Origin of the sequence: Cedecea sp. NFIX57, assembly GCF_900177785.1 — a bacterium.
In the GTDB taxonomy this organism is placed as follows: domain Bacteria; phylum Pseudomonadota; class Gammaproteobacteria; order Enterobacterales; family Enterobacteriaceae; genus Cedecea; species Cedecea neteri_C.
On record NZ_FXAS01000009.1, the window covers coordinates 33,940 to 51,853 of the forward strand.

18 protein-coding genes and 2 pseudogenes are annotated in these 17,914 nt (G+C 45.3%); 8 read left to right on the forward strand and 12 right to left on the reverse strand.

The genetic code is table 11. The annotated features are described in order from the left end of the window. Nucleotides 1-35: 35 nt before the first annotated feature. The 5 genes from B9Y90_RS09465 to B9Y90_RS09485 form a co-directional block, all read right to left on the reverse strand. Entirely contained in the window at nt 36-1,076 is a 1,041-nt protein-coding gene (locus B9Y90_RS09465; RefSeq protein WP_085541073.1) for a TerC/Alx family metal homeostasis membrane protein, read from the reverse strand. A gap of 129 nt (nt 1,077-1,205) precedes the next feature. Beyond that, a complete protein-coding gene (locus B9Y90_RS09470; RefSeq protein ID WP_085541074.1) occupies nt 1,206-1,976 on the reverse strand; it encodes an anti-sigma factor family protein in 771 nt (256 codons plus the stop codon). Further along, entirely contained in the window at nt 1,973-2,485 is a 513-nt protein-coding gene (locus tag B9Y90_RS09475; RefSeq protein WP_039297598.1) for an RNA polymerase sigma factor, read from the reverse strand. Before B9Y90_RS09475 ends, B9Y90_RS09470 begins: the two co-directional genes overlap by 4 nt. A gap of 21 nt (nt 2,486-2,506) precedes the next feature. Continuing rightward, complete coding sequence (locus tag B9Y90_RS09480; RefSeq protein WP_085541075.1) at nt 2,507-3,049, reverse strand: cytochrome b; 543 nt, start codon at nt 3,047-3,049, stop codon at nt 2,507-2,509. Beyond that, complete coding sequence (locus B9Y90_RS09485; RefSeq protein ID WP_441302651.1) at nt 3,046-4,134, reverse strand: catalase family peroxidase; 1,089 nt, start codon at nt 4,132-4,134, stop codon at nt 3,046-3,048. Before B9Y90_RS09485 ends, B9Y90_RS09480 begins: the two co-directional genes overlap by 4 nt. A 575-nt stretch (nt 4,135-4,709) precedes the next feature. Here B9Y90_RS09485 and B9Y90_RS09490 point away from each other — a divergent pair. After that, nucleotides 4,710-6,275: a methyl-accepting chemotaxis protein gene (locus B9Y90_RS09490; RefSeq protein WP_085541076.1), complete on the forward strand. Its 1,566-nt coding sequence runs from the start codon at nt 4,710-4,712 to the stop codon at nt 6,273-6,275. A 32-nt stretch (nt 6,276-6,307) separates the two neighbouring features. On the opposite strand, the gene B9Y90_RS09495 is transcribed toward B9Y90_RS09490, so the two are convergent. Then, the gene (locus tag B9Y90_RS09495; protein ID WP_085541077.1) at nt 6,308-7,024 is read right to left on the reverse strand and encodes a Type III secretion system effector HopBA1; all 717 of its coding nucleotides are present in this window, start codon (nt 7,022-7,024) and stop codon (nt 6,308-6,310) included. 131 nt (nt 7,025-7,155) lie between these two features. Next, nucleotides 7,156-7,572, reverse strand: coding sequence for a hypothetical protein (locus tag B9Y90_RS09500; RefSeq protein WP_085541165.1), 417 nt, complete (start codon nt 7,570-7,572; stop codon nt 7,156-7,158). Nucleotides 7,573-8,066: 494 nt separating this feature from the next. On the opposite strand from B9Y90_RS09500, the gene B9Y90_RS09505 reads away from it, so the two are divergent. Further along, nucleotides 8,067-8,684: a Fic/DOC family protein gene (locus B9Y90_RS09505; RefSeq protein ID WP_085541078.1), complete on the forward strand. Its 618-nt coding sequence runs from the start codon at nt 8,067-8,069 to the stop codon at nt 8,682-8,684. Here the strand turns inward: B9Y90_RS09505 and B9Y90_RS26910 are convergent. The 4 genes and pseudogenes from B9Y90_RS26910 to B9Y90_RS27290 form a co-directional block, all read right to left on the reverse strand. Then, on the reverse strand, nt 8,681-8,851 hold the full coding sequence (locus B9Y90_RS26910) for a hypothetical protein (RefSeq protein WP_164671858.1): 171 nt from the start codon (nt 8,849-8,851) through the stop codon (nt 8,681-8,683). The genes B9Y90_RS09505 and B9Y90_RS26910 overlap by 4 nt on opposite strands. A 204-nt stretch (nt 8,852-9,055) precedes the next feature. Next, nucleotides 9,056-9,493: pseudogene (locus tag B9Y90_RS27285) on the reverse strand (Arm DNA-binding domain-containing protein); the annotation flags it as partial. 442 nt (nt 9,494-9,935) lie between these two features. After that, nucleotides 9,936-10,307, reverse strand: a complete 372-nt coding sequence (locus tag B9Y90_RS09520; RefSeq protein WP_254902692.1) for a hypothetical protein — start codon at nt 10,305-10,307, stop codon at nt 9,936-9,938. Nucleotides 10,308-10,857: 550 nt separating this feature from the next. Beyond that, nucleotides 10,858-11,264, reverse strand: a pseudogene (locus B9Y90_RS27290) (IS630 family transposase); the annotation flags it as partial. Nucleotides 11,265-11,582: 318 nt separating this feature from the next. Between B9Y90_RS27290 and B9Y90_RS09535 the strand changes: the two are divergent. After that, nucleotides 11,583-12,506, forward strand: coding sequence for a hypothetical protein (locus tag B9Y90_RS09535; protein WP_085541082.1), 924 nt, complete (start codon nt 11,583-11,585; stop codon nt 12,504-12,506). Here the strand turns inward: B9Y90_RS09535 and B9Y90_RS09540 are convergent. After that, nucleotides 12,445-13,803, reverse strand: coding sequence for a site-specific DNA-methyltransferase (locus tag B9Y90_RS09540; RefSeq protein WP_072071920.1), 1,359 nt, complete (start codon nt 13,801-13,803; stop codon nt 12,445-12,447). The two genes, B9Y90_RS09535 and B9Y90_RS09540, sit on opposite strands and share 62 nt — an antisense overlap. Nucleotides 13,804-14,151: 348 nt before the next feature. On the opposite strand from B9Y90_RS09540, the gene B9Y90_RS09545 reads away from it, so the two are divergent. The 5 genes from B9Y90_RS09545 to B9Y90_RS09565 all read left to right on the forward strand — a co-directional run bounded on the left by B9Y90_RS09545 (nt 14,152) and on the right by B9Y90_RS09565 (nt 17,879). Beyond that, nucleotides 14,152-14,592, forward strand: a complete 441-nt coding sequence (locus B9Y90_RS09545; protein WP_085541083.1) for a hypothetical protein — start codon at nt 14,152-14,154, stop codon at nt 14,590-14,592. 15 nt (nt 14,593-14,607) lie between these two features. After that, the gene (locus tag B9Y90_RS09550; protein WP_085541084.1) at nt 14,608-15,558 is read left to right on the forward strand and encodes an ankyrin repeat domain-containing protein; all 951 of its coding nucleotides are present in this window, start codon (nt 14,608-14,610) and stop codon (nt 15,556-15,558) included. Between the two features lie 201 nt (nt 15,559-15,759). Beyond that, nucleotides 15,760-16,167 (forward strand): ATP-binding protein, encoded by a 408-nt coding sequence (locus B9Y90_RS09555; RefSeq protein WP_085541085.1) that lies wholly within the window; start codon nt 15,760-15,762, stop codon nt 16,165-16,167. Continuing rightward, complete coding sequence (locus B9Y90_RS09560; RefSeq protein ID WP_085541086.1) at nt 16,164-17,417, forward strand: relaxase/mobilization nuclease domain-containing protein; 1,254 nt, start codon at nt 16,164-16,166, stop codon at nt 17,415-17,417. Before B9Y90_RS09555 ends, B9Y90_RS09560 begins: the two co-directional genes overlap by 4 nt. Before the next feature lie 189 nt (nt 17,418-17,606). Beyond that, complete coding sequence (locus B9Y90_RS09565; RefSeq protein WP_016239672.1) at nt 17,607-17,879, forward strand: hypothetical protein; 273 nt, start codon at nt 17,607-17,609, stop codon at nt 17,877-17,879. The last annotated feature ends 35 nt before the right edge of the window (nt 17,880-17,914 follow it).

The following is a 17,914-nucleotide window of genomic DNA, read 5'->3' on the forward strand; positions in this document are numbered from 1 at the left end:
CAGGACGCCCTCACCCGAAGGCGTCCTTCAACATTTTAGTTCTTACTGTCGCTTGATTCCGCTTTTGCCGGGAACATCACGCTGAGGATGATGCCTACGGCCAGCACGCCCAGCACAACGTACAGGCTGGCGGTGGCCGAGATGCTGTAACCGTGATGCCAGATGTGTTCACTGGCGTTAAGCCCGAGCTTAGCGGCGATAAAGAACAACAACACCACCACCGCTTTTTCCAGGTGAACAAGATACTGTTTTAACGCTTCCAGCACGAAATAGAGTGTACGCAAGCCAAGTATGGCGAACATCATTGCGCTGTAGACGATAAGCGGTTCACGGCTGACGGCAATAATGGCCGGGACAGAATCAAAAGCGAACATCACGTCAGACAGCTCAACCACCGCCACGCAGAGCATCAGCGGGGTAGCATACAGCGTGGCTTTTTTTACTCGCCCAACGGTGATGGCCTGGTTTTCTGGTTTCGCCAGCTCGTGGTCAACCTCAGCCTGGTTTAGCAGGAATTTGCGCCCGGCAAGCTTTGGCCAGAGAGGGAAAAAGCGTTTTACCAGCCGATAAGCCAGATGCTGAGAGTAGTCCTCAACTTCGTCCTCTCCATCGTTGCCTTTGAGCATCATCACCGCCGTCCACGCCACAATCAGCGCAAACACGATTTCAACATAAGGCCCCAGCGACAGCAGCCCGGTGCCGATAGCCACAAAGACGCCTCTGAAAACAATCGCACCGATAACGCCCCAGTAGAGCACGCGGTGCCGGTAGCGATCGGGAATGCCGAACCAGGCAAAAATCGCCATCATCACAAACAGGTTATCGACGGAAAGCACCTTCTCAAGCGCATAGCCGGTGACAAACAGGCTGGCGACTTCAGCGCCATGATGAAGATATAAAAAACCGGCAAAAAGCATTGCCACTGCAACCCAGAATATCGACCACAATGCGGCACTTTTCAGCGAGATGGGCTCGTCTTTGCGGTGCATAAAGAGGTCGATAAAAATGGCACCCACCGAAAGCGCAAGAAATACCGCTACCGTTTCGGTCGGGAAGCCAATATGTGTAGATACCATGTTTTATCCTTCAGGAATGACGGAGGCAGCTTCGGGGGATCCGAGTGCCGCCTCACTCCATTCAGGATAAGACCTTCAGGCAAAAATGGTATATTTTTTCTGACATTGGCGAATAAAATGGCGCCTGCATTAAATCGCTCGCTCATCCCCCGCGTACTGTGCTACCGCCTGTTGTAACCTCGCCGTCTGGCTGTCATTGGCCGGGCTTATCATCGCGTAGTTATAGCGGCGATCGCTCCAGTACTGCGCCGTCAGGTTATCGGCCTGGCGCTCCCCTTTCCCCAGCATAAACATGCCGGAAGGCCGGATGTAATACGCCACGCGTGTGCCCTGAGCGTCCTGATAGACCACCAGCGCCGCCGGCCCCTGCTCGGTCACCATCAAGCGCCCGCCCACCAGCGTAAAACCGTAATTATCGAGGTCTGGTGCCAGCGCCCCGTTAATAAAGTAGCGGCTCATCCAGTTGTTCACCTCCGCGCGATCGCTGGCCACAACGTCCAGCGCTTTCACGCTACCGCTGTTCACCAGACGATAGGCCTGCACGGCATCTTCCATCGGCAGAATTTGCCGCATAACTTCGCTGGCATGCAGCTGCCACCCGGCCACTCCGCCCATGCCGACGGAGAATAGCAGGCTAAAAGCAACGGCTAAACGCCACCGACGGGTGCGCTGAATCTGCTGGCGCGCCCGCTGCACTTCCAGAGCCGGAGCAGAAACCTGAGGCACAAATTCATCCAGAGAAAGGCGTAAGCGCCGGGCATCGGCCTGCCATTTTTTGACCTGTGCTGCCTGCTCAGGATGCTGCTGCAAATAGTGTTCAACCCACTTTTTGCGCTCGTCATCCAGTTGCCCGTCAACCCAGGCATGAAGATCCTGCTCGTCAGGTATGCGCGATTTCATTTTAATCTCCTTAACGCCGGGGTGGATGGCGTGCCTTCATCCCATTTTTGCAGCTGTTTTCTGGCTCGGGACAAACGCGACATCACTGTTCCCAACGGGATATCCAGCGACTCCGCCGCTTCTTTATAACTCAACCCTTCCACGCTGATGAGCAGCAGTAACGCACGCTGCTCCACGGGAAGCTGGCTGAACATCGCCAGCATATCGTCGTTGATCAGCATCTCTTCCGTTGACGCGGCCACTGGGTTTTCATCGCCAGTAAACAGCGACAAAATGCGCTGATAGCGTCTTTTTCGCCGCTCGCCGTCAATGAATTGCCGGTAGAGAATAGAGAACAGCCAGCTGCGAAGGCTTTCTCTGGCCGCCAGATCCCTCTCGCGGGTAAACGCTTTCTCAAGACAGGACTGCACCAGATCCTCCGCGGCATGAGGATTGCGCGTGAGCCATAGGGCGAAACGCTGCAGATGCGGCAGCATTTCCCGTATTTCCTGTTCGCTCAGTTTTGACATGATTTACTCCACTGCGCGATGTTAGCCCCGGCCTTTGTAGCCCGTCATGCTGCTGAACACGCCATCACGCAATAGCAGCGCATGGAATAAAGCAGCGGTCAGATGCAGCACCACGGTGACGAACAGCAGCAGCGCAAGACAGGTATGCAAAGGCCGAAGCACGGCATAAAGCTCAATATTGTTTGCCACCAGCGCCGGTAACGTGATGCCTGCTCCCAGCGTCACAGGGTAGCCAGCAGCAGAAAGCATGGCCCAGCCCACCAGCGGCTGAGCCACCATCAGAAGATAGAGCAGCCAGTGGGATAAATGCGCCAGCGCCACCTGAAAACCCGGCAGGTGCGCCGGGAGCGACGGTGTTTTATGGCGAAGGCGGAGATACACCCTCAGAATAACCAGCAGCAGAATGGCGACGCCAAGCGGTTTATGCAATGAGTATAAAAAAGCGTGTAATGCCGACACCGTGGACACCATCCCCACGCCGATAAACAACATCGCCACGATCATCAGCGCCATCGCCCAGTGAACGACGCGCAGCAGAGGGTGAAAAAAAGTTACTTTGCTCATAAACCAGCCCCTTTATTTACCTGAGCTTCTTCGTGCGTGCGGCGATTGAAGGATGACGAATAAGCCGCAGAGCGCGCGCTAAGCAATGGATCGTCCGAGCCCGAAATGCCCTCTGGCAGTATCAGCGGATCGTAGTTGATGTCCCGGCAGTTGCCGTCGGCCTGATCTTGTGCGGACGTCAGCACCAGCGTGCCTGCGTTAAGCTTCTGGTGGCTGTCGGGCCAGGCTTTTGTCGCGTCATTGGTCGCGTCGCCCTTTTCAGCCACGCTGATAATTAAATCCCATTTTAGTGGCTCCTGCTGCAAGCGCTGCTTGATGTCCTGCTGAAGAAACAAAGGGTTCGCTTTGTCCTGCGCCGTCACCGGCACGCCGGGGGTTTGCGACTGCATACTCCAGCGCACGCCATGAACGTCCCCAGTTTTATTGGTAAATAAGAAGGCGTTCAGGCTGTTGTAACTGTCGCTCGCCCAGCTTGACGTTGGCACATAGCTCTTCACCCAGGCAAAAAACGGCTTCGCCTCCGGGTGGGCACTGATAAAAGCGTTCATTTTGGCCGGATCGGGTTTGCCCGTTTTAGGATCGGGCATACCCGCCATTTGCTGATCGTAGAAGCCCTGAGGCGTCGCGACGCTAAAGAACGGCAGCGCATTCATCCCGGTTCGCCATTCCTGGCCATCACGGGTGATAAACTGCAGCGCCATACTGCGCACTGGCACCGCACCATCAGGTGCATTGGGGTTACCGCCAGCAATTGCCAGGCGGCCAATGACCGGCGTATTGCCCGGCAGAAACACCGTGGCTTTTGACAGGGCGCTGGCGCTACCGTTGGAGTCAAAATACCCCACCACGCAGACACCTTTGGCATGATTGCGGCGATAACCGGGGTGCTCTCCACCCGTTTTTTCCAGCGCATTAACCAGCTTATCGGGAGATAAACGCCCCGGCGTCAGCGCACCCCACGCCCAGGCAAACAGCAGACAAAGGGCTAACGGAATGGCGACTATCACGGTGCCCCGCAGTAAAAATTGCTGCGGGTAGCGCAAATTTTTAAACATCGCGCAGAAAGACGGGCGGGGTTCTCGCATAGGTTCGGCTCACAATAATGAAATGGCATTTGGCTTTTGAGCACATAGGACGAACGAAATGACCATTTATTCCCAGGTCTTAAAATTTTTTTACCGCCGCATTCCACCATTAAAAGCAGGGGAATCGCCATTATTAATTTTCATATGTTCCGGGGATGATAATTTTAAAAACATGGGCTCAGCCTTTTACATTAATAGGCAATAATTTAAATCTTAAATAAAGAATAAACATTTGTTAGCAGACGTAACGAATGTGCCAGAGTAATTATTGCAGTCTCACACAGCCAGGTTTAAAATATAGAAACAAAGTAAAACTGCAAGTTAAAGACAAAACCATTTCACTTAGGGAGAACAAAAATAAACACCATTGTTATTTATGGAATAAAGCATTCCGCCATAGTCAACGCTGCAAGCATCGGTGCAAAGCTGCCCTATTGACAACGTTTGGCCTGCAGATTAATTTCCTTTCCACCCTGTAAGCCTGCAAGACAACTTACCCTCCTGTATCCACTGCAGGAAAATACTCCGACAACACCATTAACATCACGCTCAATATTAATTAAAAGAGAGTTATTATGTTTAAAAATCTTTCCATAGGCTCGCGAATAAGCGGCAGCTTTATCATTATTTTATTAACGCTGGTTGTGCTGACTCTGGTGGCAATTATGCAGGTGAATAAAATAAACAACGCGTTGATCGCCATCAACGATGTCAATAACGTCAAACAGCGCTACGCCGTTAATTTTCGGGGCAGCGTGCATGATCGTTCGATTGCCATACGGGACGTGACACTGGTTCCGGCAGGCGAGCTGCAGAGCGTTATCGAACACATCCGCAAGCTGGAGCAGGATTACCAGGCCTCCGTCCAGCCGATGGAAGGCATCTTTACCCAAGGCAGCGACGTGACAACCGAAGAGCGAGCTCAGTACGAAAAGATAAAAGAGGCTGAACAGCAAACGCTGCCGCTGGTGAATGAGATTATCGCTCTGCAGCAAAAAGGCGATGTGGAAGGTGCGCGCCAGGTCATCCTCAATCAGGCTCGCCCAGCTTTTGTTAACTGGCTGGCTACCATTAATGGTTTTATCGACATGGAGACGCAGCTCAACGACGCGCTGGCTAACACTGCACGCGGGATCGCCCGCACATTCCACCTTCTGATGCTCACGCTGGCGCTGGTTGCCGTCGCGCTTGGCCTGCTAATCACCTGGTCAACCACGCGCAAAATCACACTTTCCCTCGGCGGTGAGCCGGTTGATTTGCTACGGATGACCAACGCCATCGCCGCCGGAGATCTGACGCAAACACCTGAGCTGCGTAAAAAAGATACCAGCAGTATTCTGGCCTCGCTCAGCCATATGCAAAATGCGCTGCGCCAGCTGGTGCTTGAAGTACGCCAGAACGCAGAGGGTGTGGCGAGCGCCAGCGCAGAAATAGCCAAAGGAAGCAGCTCACTTTCTGCAAGGACGGAAAACCAGGCCGCGGCACTGCAGCAAACTTCAGCGGCGATGGACCAGGTGGCGAGCACGGTGCGGAACAATGCAGAAAGCGCGCAGTACGCCAGCAAGCTTGCCAGCTCTGCCGCCAGCGAAGTCGCCCAGGGGAGTGAAATGGTACAGGGGATCGTCAGCACCATGGAGGAAATTACTCAGGAATCCGTGCGTATTGCGGATATCACCTCGGTGATTGAAGGCATTGCTTTCCAGACCAACATTCTGGCGCTGAACGCCGCCGTTGAGGCCGCCAGAGCGGGTGAACAGGGGCGGGGTTTTGCCGTTGTCGCCACTGAGGTTCGCGCGCTCGCCCAACGTTCTTCCAGCGCCGCGAAAGAAATTAAAGGCCTGATTACCGGCTCAGTGCAGCGGGTAAATAGCGGTGCGCAGGAGATCGACCAGGCGGCGGAAACCATGAGCAAGATTCTAACCACCGTCAGCCAGGTGAACAGCATCGTCAACGAAATTGCGCATAACTCTGCCGAACAGGCGACCGGCGTTAATGAGGTTGCCCAGGCCGTGGCGCAGATGGATAAAAACCTGCAGCAGAACGTCGCGCTGGTCGAGGTGACGTCCTCGACAGCAACCTCTCTCGATACGCAATCTCGCGTTTTGCGGGAAACCGTCAGCGTTTTCCAGGTCGCGTCCTGAGAAAAAACGGGGAATCGTCATTCCCCGTTTTTTTATTTCGGGAAATTAATCACCAGGTGGCTGTTGTCGTCCTTATCGTTTAGCGAGCAGCCCGGGGCTTTACCGCTCGAGTCGAAGGACACCACAGGGCCGGGACGCATATCTTTAGGCCCTTGCTCACGGCTATGGTGAAAATGACCGCCGCCGCCCCAAACCAGCGTTTTACGAGCGCCAATGGCACGCTCTTCTTTTTCTGCCGCAGCGTTCCAGGCAATATTGAGTGCCAGCCGTTTGTTCATGTATTTGATGGCTTCCATCGGCGTTTTTGGCGCAGCGCCGGGAATATGGCGGTCAATGCCGGCGACGGAAATGCCGGCTTTGTGCGCTTCATAAAGCGCCCCGGCAACCTTATCCACCCAGGCCTCGCCGTGTTTTGACCAGGCGTTCATGATGAAGTTTTTTGTCGCCTCTTTGCCATGAGCCAGCGCTTCGCGAAACAAGGCGTTATCGCTGTACTTCACAAACTCTACCGCCAGCAGATCCACGCCAGCCTTTTTCAACTCGGGAATGGCATGCCCGACAAATTCAGGGATCGCAAGCTGACCATGCACATCGCCCAGATAGGCAAGCTTGTTATCACGGAACAGGTTAGCCAGGGCCTGAACGGGATCGTTTACCGGTGGCTTAATTTTAATATCAGGATGGATCCTTCCGCTGACGTTAGGGGCGGCGGGCTGAACGCGATTCGACTGACCGACTGCAGAAAACATGGTTATCTCCGATGTTGGGATGTTTTCTGGTAAGTGGGTCACTGAAAATTGAGTTCCTGAAAACAGGATGAAAAAGATGTGTCTAAACGCAACACCCGGCAACTCAACTACGTTGCCGGATCGGGCGGGTTCTATCTTTTATAGTAATTATTCAGGCTTTTGATGTAGTTCATACAGCCCATCACGCTGGGATCCGTGCTGGTATATTTATAGTCCTTGATGATGCCTTTACTGTCGGTAGAGATCTGAATTTTGCAGCTATAGTTAACCGGCACAAACGTGGTTTGTGTTGTCGTGGCCTCAAACGGTTTGCCGTTTACCGTGCCAGTGGTCGTTTGCGGCGAGACATAAGGCTCGGCCCCCGTGCTGTTCGTTACCCACGTATAAACTTTTGTGTTGTCGAACGTTTGCTGATTATCGGGGTAGCCAAGAATTTTAAATGCGACGGTTTTATCCTGGCCCACCAGGCCACGTAAACCATCATCAAGCTGTTGAAAAGAAACGCATCCCGTCACCACCAACACGCCCGCCAGTACCCACTTTTTCATAGACACCCTGGGATTTAACCGTTTAAGCAGAATGAAGGCGAAAATGATCGCCAAATTGCGGTATTGCATCCCACCGCCGCCAGAACATATCAGAATGGCAACGCGTTGCGAGGCTTTAAGCAATGTCGTTTAACCGCTGTTTTCCTGTCTTTGATACTCCGTTATCATGGGCCATCTGCGGGACGATTCCCACGCACAGTTTACGCCGTATTAGTGAGCGATAATGAGAACCAGAAACATCACTAACCACTTAAAATTCAACGAAATGGATATCATCACTCCATGAGCACTAGCGAAACCTTCGACGCCCACACTCCCATGATACATTGGTGTGTTAACACTGATTATTAACGATTATTTCCCACCAGAGAATAAAAACCACATTTCAACCTATACTTTTGTAACCATATGATTTTACGAACATTGTTTGCTATACTCATCCAGCGTTATACTCCCTCTGTTTTTCCATCCCTCTAATAACACAGGGCATCTCCATGAGCCGATACCATGTATCCAGCAGTGAAGGTCAGTATGAGAAAGACTCTGGCGAGCAGGTTTTGGCTAATAAACTGGGTATCGCTGCTTCCGATGAGATGGATGAAGCGGAACTTGTCCTGTTAGAACAACTCTACCAGTCTGTTTTTGAAGAACAGTTCCCGGAAGGACAGCTCAGCGTAGCCCTGCTAAAAAGCTGGCACCGCCGTTGGTTAGGTAACCTCTACGAGTGGGCCGGGCAAGAAAGAACGGTAAACATCAGCAAGGGCGGCTTTATGTTTGCCCCTTCAGCGCAGTTGCCTAAACTGCTGAACGAATTTGACAGCAAATATCTGGCTCAATACACGCCGTGTAGCGGCATGGACGAAGAACAACTCATCACTGCCATCGCCATCACCCATGTCGAGCTGATACTCATCCATCCATTCAGAGAGGGAAACGGACGCCTGTCGCGACTATTAGCCGACGTGATGGCCGTTCAGGGAGGATACAAACCACTGGATTATCAAAGCTGGGAGCAGAACAAAACCCAGTATATCTCGGCTATCCATGCAGGCGTATCAATGGACTACGAGCCGATGAAACACGGGGTGAGAGAAGCATTGAGAAGGGGTTAAACCGCAAGACGTAAATGAGCGAACTTTTTGCGCGTCGCTTCTAGCGATGCTTCGATCTTCGCGGAGGACTGCCCTGTTTCAACAGCCGTAGATGTTGCTACTGAGCGAACAATGTCAGCACGAGATGGCTTAACATAATGCGCCTGCGTTTTTTTGCTATTGCTCATAATTACTCCTGAAAAGCAGAATCTGGGCTGAAAGACATCGTCCAAACAGTATACCAAAACTTCTACGCAAATTCACATCAAGCCCCGTCAAAGACTCACTCATCGGCCAAGCCCTTTAAGTAGTACATCAAGAATGAAACGGTTAGCTAAACGGGCAACATCCTTATCAGACAGGTAAGCAAATGAATGTTTCTCAAACGCCCCCTCAGCCTGCCCTTTCGGCTTTCTGGCACCGGGAATGATCTTCCCGTCCTTCGTTTTACGATCCTCAATACGTTCGGTAAGATACAGTTCAACTAATCCCTGTACGGTCAATTCGGGGATCTTAGCTTGTTCAGCTTCAATCGCACGCTGGAGCTTATCTTTTTTGAGTTCAGTCGCAGGGCACCGACCTTCCTGTCGGAGATGCTTTAATTCGTGGAGTTTAAGGCGTGCAGCGGCGAGAGAAGCCTGCGGGAAGTTACCAGTTTTAACCTGAGCAAGCTTGCCAGTCAGAGGGCTTAGAAAAAAGACTTAACCCCAGTTGCACCACAGGAGACACGTAAGCCTCGATTTTCGCCTACATCAGCCTTATCTTTGTCGCCCGGCTTCAATTTCTACCGCTTTAAACGAAAGTGGCTTTCCCTCTTGTTTTCCTGCCATAAAGACTCCGTTATCATGCACCTTATGCAGTCATGAACATAAATGTAGGTTGCGCTGTATGTGCCCATATTTTACCAGGCCATAGGTTGGCAAGTTACACTTTAACCTACATTTAAATGCAAAATTTCATGATATTCGATGAGACAACGTGAAACCTAATGATAACTACAACAATCACTAACTCATTAAAAATTAATAAGATGGATATCACAAACCGATGAGTACAATAGAAAATTTAGACTCGCACACCCCAATGATGCAGCAGTATAAATCAACAATCTTAACCTATTGATTTTAAATTAAGATAAATTCCATTATTAAATTCAAGCTACAAATGAGCTACAAATTACAAAAGCGATATACATATCGCTTTTACATAGGTTTTATTAAATTATGAGTATGATATTCTCCATGGATTCAGAAAATATTTATCAAAAAAATATCAAAGTCTTTTCTTGCTCTGTTTTATTTCACTTTTTAAATTTTCTGACATAACTGGAGAAAGAACGCTTTCTTCTTTTTTTGCAATTAAAGCCGGTATATTTATATTATCACAATCAAGATTATCTCCCCACCAATGCATGAATTTGTTCACTGCAGGTGTCATACCCTCTTTAACCTCATGATATTCATCATTAGTAAAAATAGAGGATATTAACTTCAAGTTATCAACTTCGATTTTCCTTACAACTATTATAAATATATCTTCTGTAGGAAACAAATCAGTTTCTTCCAAGGTAATATTTAAGTTATCAAGTATCTCACTCATAAGTACATTAACCTCATTGAATGCTTTTTCATATTTACCCATCATGGCGCTCCTTTTATTTTCATTTTTGCCAAACATTAGATAGAGGATATATTTTAAATGTCAAGTATAAAACAATAAAAAATTTATAAATCTTTTCATTATTACAGACATGAAATACAAAATCTTAATTGAGGTATAATCTCATATGGATAGCCTCCTTTGGTTTTACACCCTGATCCAGATATCATATATAAATGTTTTTTTTGCTCGTAATGCACACAATCGAAGCAGAAATTTCAGCACTTCGCCTGCACTACAGGAGAAGCTTTTAAAAACATTACAAGCGAAGCTTTCAGCATTTTTGAAAACACAACTGCTACATTATTTTTTCTTTATTATAACTGAAGCAAGGGCTAACCCTGCGAAGCCGCTGCGCTTGCTTCTTCGAGTTCCCCTTGCTTTTCTGCCCTTCGGTTAGAAAAGGAAAACCAAGCCTACTCGTCAAGCTTTAATAAAATTAACTATTACAGAGTAAAACCGAACCTGCATTTATTCATGCGATTCGTAATTATTATTCCAATTTTCACATCGTTAATTCAAGCTGAACCTTACGCTTTTTATAGTTGAACCCGTTATAATTTCCGCCAATTAATCATTACCGGAACACTGAAAACAATGTTCCATGATTTGGCGACAAACTCAATAAAATCAAGGTCATAGCGATATAAATCATCGGTTAACTTACTGATTAACAGAGCCGTTTTCTCAGCACTCAGATTACTGTCCGATCCGCCATTTTCAGGCTTTGACTTGCCTTTATTCAGAAACTCGCTGATATGATGGTCAACGGTCATCTGATGGAGGTGCAAAGCCAGAGCAATCATGTCCGAACTTCAGCCTCTGAAGCCAGAATAATGGCTTTCATACGATATCTGACTTATTGCCACGACTGGAATAATGAAAAGGTTCAAGTTCAGCTTTTTGTTGGTCAGTAATGAATATTTTCACTGTGAGCAGCATGAACTCATGCTGCTTAAATATCATGTATATTCAATAATTAAGGGTGTAATCACAAATATACTATTCACTACCAAAATTAGAGGAAGACATACCTCTGATTAAAAGCCATGAAATTTAAATACTCTCATATTTTATTGATCATGCAATACTCGCCATCTGGCGGGGAGATAACAGAGTAATTATATCAAGATGAAAACTTACTCAAAGAACGAGCCACCTCTAATCACCACTAATTAAAATACTGATTTATATCAATTCTTTGTATGTACATACTACAATTTGCTTGCTATTCTATAGCATCTTATATGGGAGGTATGGATGCAAAACAATACATTTAATCTATCTCAGTATTCAAATGATCGCCATAGAGTCATTACTCCAATTGATTTAGCAACAAGATTCCCTGAAGTTCTTGATATTTCAATTAGTAGATATAATACAGAAATTGATTTATTCAGACAATTAGCTAACAATTCTTCAAGTAGCCATGAATTACTCAAATATATCAGGGAAAGTGGATTCAATGCGAAGCAAAGGATGACTTTGTTAAAAATATTTCGCAGGTGTGTTTGTCCAATTGTTGATACGGAGATGGCGAAAAAACTCAAAGTCGCTACAGCAACTCTTGTATTAAATTATGGTGAATATTTCAAAGATATCACAATTGTGCAAAATCAGTTCAATAATTTTTCCCCCGCACATAAAGCGGCATTAGCTGCTTTAGTAGGTGAATATGATACACGTGGACAATCAGGATACATACTTACTGGCTGGTTTTTTGATTGGTTTAACCAAACGTTTTCAGGCCAATTCAGTATAAGTGGCCCTCGTGGTGCAGGCAGAGATATTGAACTCAGGACATTGTATGATACTTATGAGGGAGATTTCCCTTGTGACTTTGTAATCACTGATAATAATAATAATGTTTGCGCGATCGGATTTGCTCGATACGATGCGACGAGAGGTGGTGCACAGTCTGATGATCGTACCGGAGGAAATGCCGATAAGGTATCAAAAGCTTCTCAATTTTGTGCTACATATGGACACCGGTTCAGAATTATATTCCTTTCTGATGGTCCTGGGTTGGCTCATAATGACACATGGACTGAGGCTTGCAGATTAGATAATTCTTGGGATGGAGCGGTAAGAGTCACTACACTCAAAACCGCACCTTATCGAATTACTGCTGATTGGCTTTTAGGTCTCGATACGCCTTCTGAATTTCCGCCAATTCATTTTTAGACACCGAAGCGGTTAATTCATCCACATAAATATTAAAGTCATTTGATACATATTCATGACGGGCTGTTTCGTTAAGTGACAACGGCAGCTCCGTTTGCTTATTCAAGGATGTGTTCACATAATCCCCCATTGGAGCGCGACCAATAGCAAATCTTTTCATAACTGTTTTAGCAGCAAAAAGTGACTCATCAATCCCAATCCATTTACGTTGCAATAAACTTGCAGCGTGTAGTGTTGATCCAGAACCACAAAAAGGATCAATAACTAAATCTCCTGGATTACTACTTGCTCCAACAATCAACTTCATCATGTTAAAGTTTTTTTCAGTCGGATAACCAGTCACTAGAATTGATTGATGATGAGCATCACGAAACTCTTCCCAATAATCAGTATAACCAATTGATTTATCGTCAGTTAAATAAACTTTACGCCGAGGATTTCCAGTCTTTGACCAATGAATATCACCTGAGGCATCTAAAATATCGAGTTTTTCAGGTGTATATTGCCAATGTTTTCCTGGTGGAGGTAGCATTCCCTTCCACTCACCACCAGTTGCACCATGGCGAACTCCTGGAGCATGGATAGGAACAAGTTTAAATTGTCCTTTGCTATCAGTTTTAGGGTATTCTTTGGCAAGCCATTCAGCATCTGGTTTCTTGAGGGGACGATTCCATATATATTTTTTCCCTTTACTGTAGCAAAGAATATAATCATTTAAATTTGCAAAATTATTTTTTGTTGAATTCTTACTACTACATTTTCGGCGAGTGATTAGATTAATAAATCTTTCTCTACCAAAAATCTCATCTAAGAGACATTTTAACTCTCCCAACATTTGATGACCTATATGGACATAAATAGTACCATCATCGTCCAAAATTTCTCTCATCAAAATCAATCTTCTACGCATGAACTCCAAATAGGCAGCTTCGGTCAAACAATCATCGTAGGCATGTTCATTTGATCTACTTGAAAACCCCATCCCTGTGGCATAAGGAGGATCAAGATAAATAAGTTTCGCTTTTTTCCCTTCTACCATGAGACGATTTAAAGCAAGCGAATTATCAGACCAGATAAAACTATTAGGTAAAATCAGAGAACTTTCTTTAGCAAAATCACTTCCAACTCTTAGATATTTTGTATCTTTCTTTTGCAGAATGATTGACTCATCCATTTTACCTGGATAGTTGAGAGTAACCCGTGCGCCAATGGGAGGGAGTGCGGGTTCTAAATCACATGCAACTGCTCTCTGAGAAGCAGGCCCATCAATTTCTTTCTTATTCAACCCAACAGCCATTTTGAAAAATCCGGTAACCAGAAGTTAAGCTTATCATACCTCGAAAAAAAAATTCGCGCAAATAGAAAATAATTAAAAAACCGAATCCTTCATTTATATGCATTGCAATCGTAAAAAATAAGATTGTCAGAATTATCGATTTATCGAAACTAATACCATCCAATAGAAATAAAACAATTCAAAATAGCACTTTTTGATAAATGTTATTTTTCTTATATAAAACATCAAATTAAATTAATATAATAAAAAGAAAACGCTTGCGTAATTTTTCTATATTAAAAATAAATTTGATTTATACTTATTTAATAATATATATTCATTTAACCAAAACAATAAAGGAGAATAAAAATGAAAAAACACAATTACCCAACACTGACAAACTATCTTGCCAAAACCAAAAAGAATGTAGATCTCTATAGATTATATAACCCACAATTTTCTGTATTCGGAAAAACAGTAAGTGAAGAGCAGGATTTTTATTTTTGTTACTTCTCCAGACATATGATTACTCAGAGAAATATCTTAACCCTCTTTTCTATTCATACTTTTCTCTCTTACAACATAAGCAAGAAAGAGACAATTAAATCATTTGTTCATTTTCTCAGAAACGCAAACCATGACGCCTTCAACAATGCATTCCAGTTTCGCGGGTGCAATATCATTTATCAAAACAAGAAAAGAGAAGTTAAAGAGATCTCATGGTTTTCATTCTCACGGATCTATGACGATATCGTCAAAATCAAAGAGTATAGTGCTAACAATGAAATTTATAACAAATTCGCAGCTTAATAAAGGAGAATAGCCATGACAATGTATACAATAGATAATTTGTTTTGCAGTTGGACCAGAGAGAACGTCCATGATTGTATCAAAGCAGGAATCGACATTAATTCATTAAATGAAGATGGTCGTAATGCTCTTTTCTTTTGTAATCATGTGGACGCTGTAAAAGCAATGATTGAAGCAGGCATAGAAATAAACCTCACAGACCGTTATGGTAATAACGCACTGTTCTGTAACACTAACCCCAAAATTCTGGAATTGTTAATCCATTCAGGCATTAATATTCAGCATAAGAATAATAAAGGTCAATCCTGCCTTCACACGAAGCGCAATGATATAAAGTGCGCGGAGATCCTTTTTAACTCAGGAGTAGATATTCACAGTATCGATAATAAAGGCCAGACCATTCTGTATAATCTCTACTTCGAGGATATTTTTGATTACTGGATAAAAAAAGGCTGTAATATTAATCACACTGATCATAATGGTAAATCAGTACTCGATTTGTCTGTGGACAATGGAAAGTGGCATTACAAATCAAACGTCGGTGCTCTTATCCGTCATATAGATAAAATCGATAGCACACCTGTTTTAATCAGACATATCACCTATAACTCTTTAGAGCTTATTAAATTCCTCAAACAAAATGGTGTTAATTTCATGCTTGCAGAGCATTGTACAGTTGAATTATATGTTAAAGACATGAGATCAATCTTTAACGAAATAAAACAACATATCGAAATAAAGCACACACAGTTTTATAATTGTCGCAATGAGCATATTGGTATCTACACCGGCATAGAGAGAGTGAAATGGTTTATCCGAAATGGTATCCGAATGGACGACGATATACTCAGACAGCGTTCTGACTCCGATAAGATTTTTTCTTATATCGCAGGAAGAGAGAAAAAAGATCTGTTAAAAGAAATGAAGCCAGAGTTCCCCCGTGCGCCTGTGCGAAAAAGACTCTAAAATTCAGAAGTGAACACCCTTCTTCTAAGTCTGAAAGGTTTTATTTCATGATAACTCAGTTTATAAGTCCTCTTGGGTATACTATTTGTTAAATGGTATACCTTTCTTAATCCAGCCAATTAAAATATTTACCCCACAACAACTTGACTTATTCACCTCATCAGTTATCTGTAGTAATAAACATGCAATAAAAGGATAACTATGAACAGTGACATGAGTAATGATGATGATATAACCAGAGTATCAAAACGCGGTAAATTCCATACTGACAAACTTCCTGATAATGAAATACGAACTCACTGCATCAGTGTCAGATTAAATGAGGAAGAGTTAATTATTCTCGACAGTAAGAGAGGCCAGTATAAAAAAGGAGAATGGCTTAGAATGGCATCTCTGAATAAACTCCCACCGGTTCTGCCTGAAATTAATCGTGAAGCATGGGTTAAACTCGGCAACCTTTCGCAGGATTTAAACCACCTGCTGAACCATCTCGACAGCAAAAGCCCTGACAGCGAACTGACCCGTACAGAACTCTTTGCCCTGCGCAGACAAATAAAAACTCTTCGCGATCACCTTATTCCTACAACCTTTCTGGAGCCAGACCGATGAAAGGCATGCAGAAAATAAAAAGGGGTAAACAATTCACAGGTGTGGTTATTTATAGCCTGAAGTCAGGTTCTCACCACAAAATCACGCCTTATGTCATCGGTGGCAACATGACGGGCAGCACTGCTGCTGAGCTTATAAGTGAATTTGAAGGCACCCGACTGCTGCGTCCCGATGTCGCCAAACCTGTCTGGCATAATTCGCTTCGCCTGCCAAAGGGTGAGAATCTGTCAAACAGACAGTGGGCAGCATTCGCTGACGATTATATGGCCCGAATGGGCTTCACTGACACCCATCTTCGCTGCTATATCATGCACGATGATCCGGATGGGCAGCATATTCATATCATTGCAAGTCGTATTAACATGGTCGGTGGAAAACTCTACCTGGGGAAAAATGAAAATCTTATCAGCACGCGGATTATCAGTGAGCTGGAGAGAGTACACGGTCTCACCGAAACTACGAGTGTAACGGGTAGTCACCGCCAGGATAATAGGAAGCCTTCCCGTAATGAACTGATGATGGCAGAACGCACAGCAGCTCCCTGCCCTAAGTCACAGTTGCAGGCCCTTATCGACAATGCATTAACCCCCCGTCCCGATTTACTATCCTTTGTTCGATTACTGGAACAGGAGGGAGTGAGCTGCAAACCCAATATCGCCACAACGGGTAAAATGAATGGATTTTCATTTCAGTACCAGGGCATCGCCTTTAAAGCCTCTCAATTGGGTAAAAAATATGGCTGGCCTTCCCTGCAAGCACTGATTGATTTTACGCCAGAGCATCTTACTGTACTGAAAGAAGCACAAAAGCCGACAGAACCTAAAATTGCGCCAGTGCCAGTGCCAGTGCCAGTGCCAGTGCCAGTGCCAGTGCCAGTGCCAGTGCCAGTGCCATCATGCGAGTCTGAAGAACAGGCTGCAAACCGGAAAACGATTCTGGAGAAAATCCATCAGCTTGATGAAAAAATTCGTCTGGAAAGACAAATGGAAACAGTCAGTGTCATTCAACTCAGGAGCAAACTGTACAATACAACCCGCCAGATACCCCGCCAGCGTCGCCTGAAGGTGTGGCTTTTATTACTCAACCAAATTGTTGTACTTCTAAGGCGCAGGGGAATGTCACTGCTGCATGCCACAACACATCCTTTCCGCAAGATTCTTCATCTGCACCTGTTAGCGCCCGTTCCTTTCACAGCCAGTCATTCTCCTCAGGAACAATCAGTTAGGAATAACCAGCACCACACACCATAAGGTGTGATAGTCCATAACGAAATGATAGTCAATAAATTATTGATCGTTTGTATAGATCGATAATGCAATTATGATAGTCATGAGCTATCACGAAGTAATCATCGATCGGTACAAGCAATTTTACTAAAGCGGGTCATTCATCGAAAATGTTCAAAAATACATCATCTTAAATCAGTCCTTGGAGTCACGATGGATAATAAAACGATTAGCTGCCCCTTCTGCTTTACACAAAGCCCACATGGTGTGCGGGTTTGCAAAGGCTGTCATGCAAAAGTGGCCTATGGTGAAAGCCCGCTCAGTGTGGCATTCTTGTTTCAATTCGTGGCATTAGCTATCGCCTGGTTAGTATTTTCATTAACCGGCAGCACTCCTGTCTCAGTCATTACGTTTTTTGCCAGCGTCATTATTCTTATCTGCATTATTAAAAAGAAATATGCAGACAGAGTTATTTTTATACGGTGATATTAATTTTACACCACCGCAAACATAAAAAACTA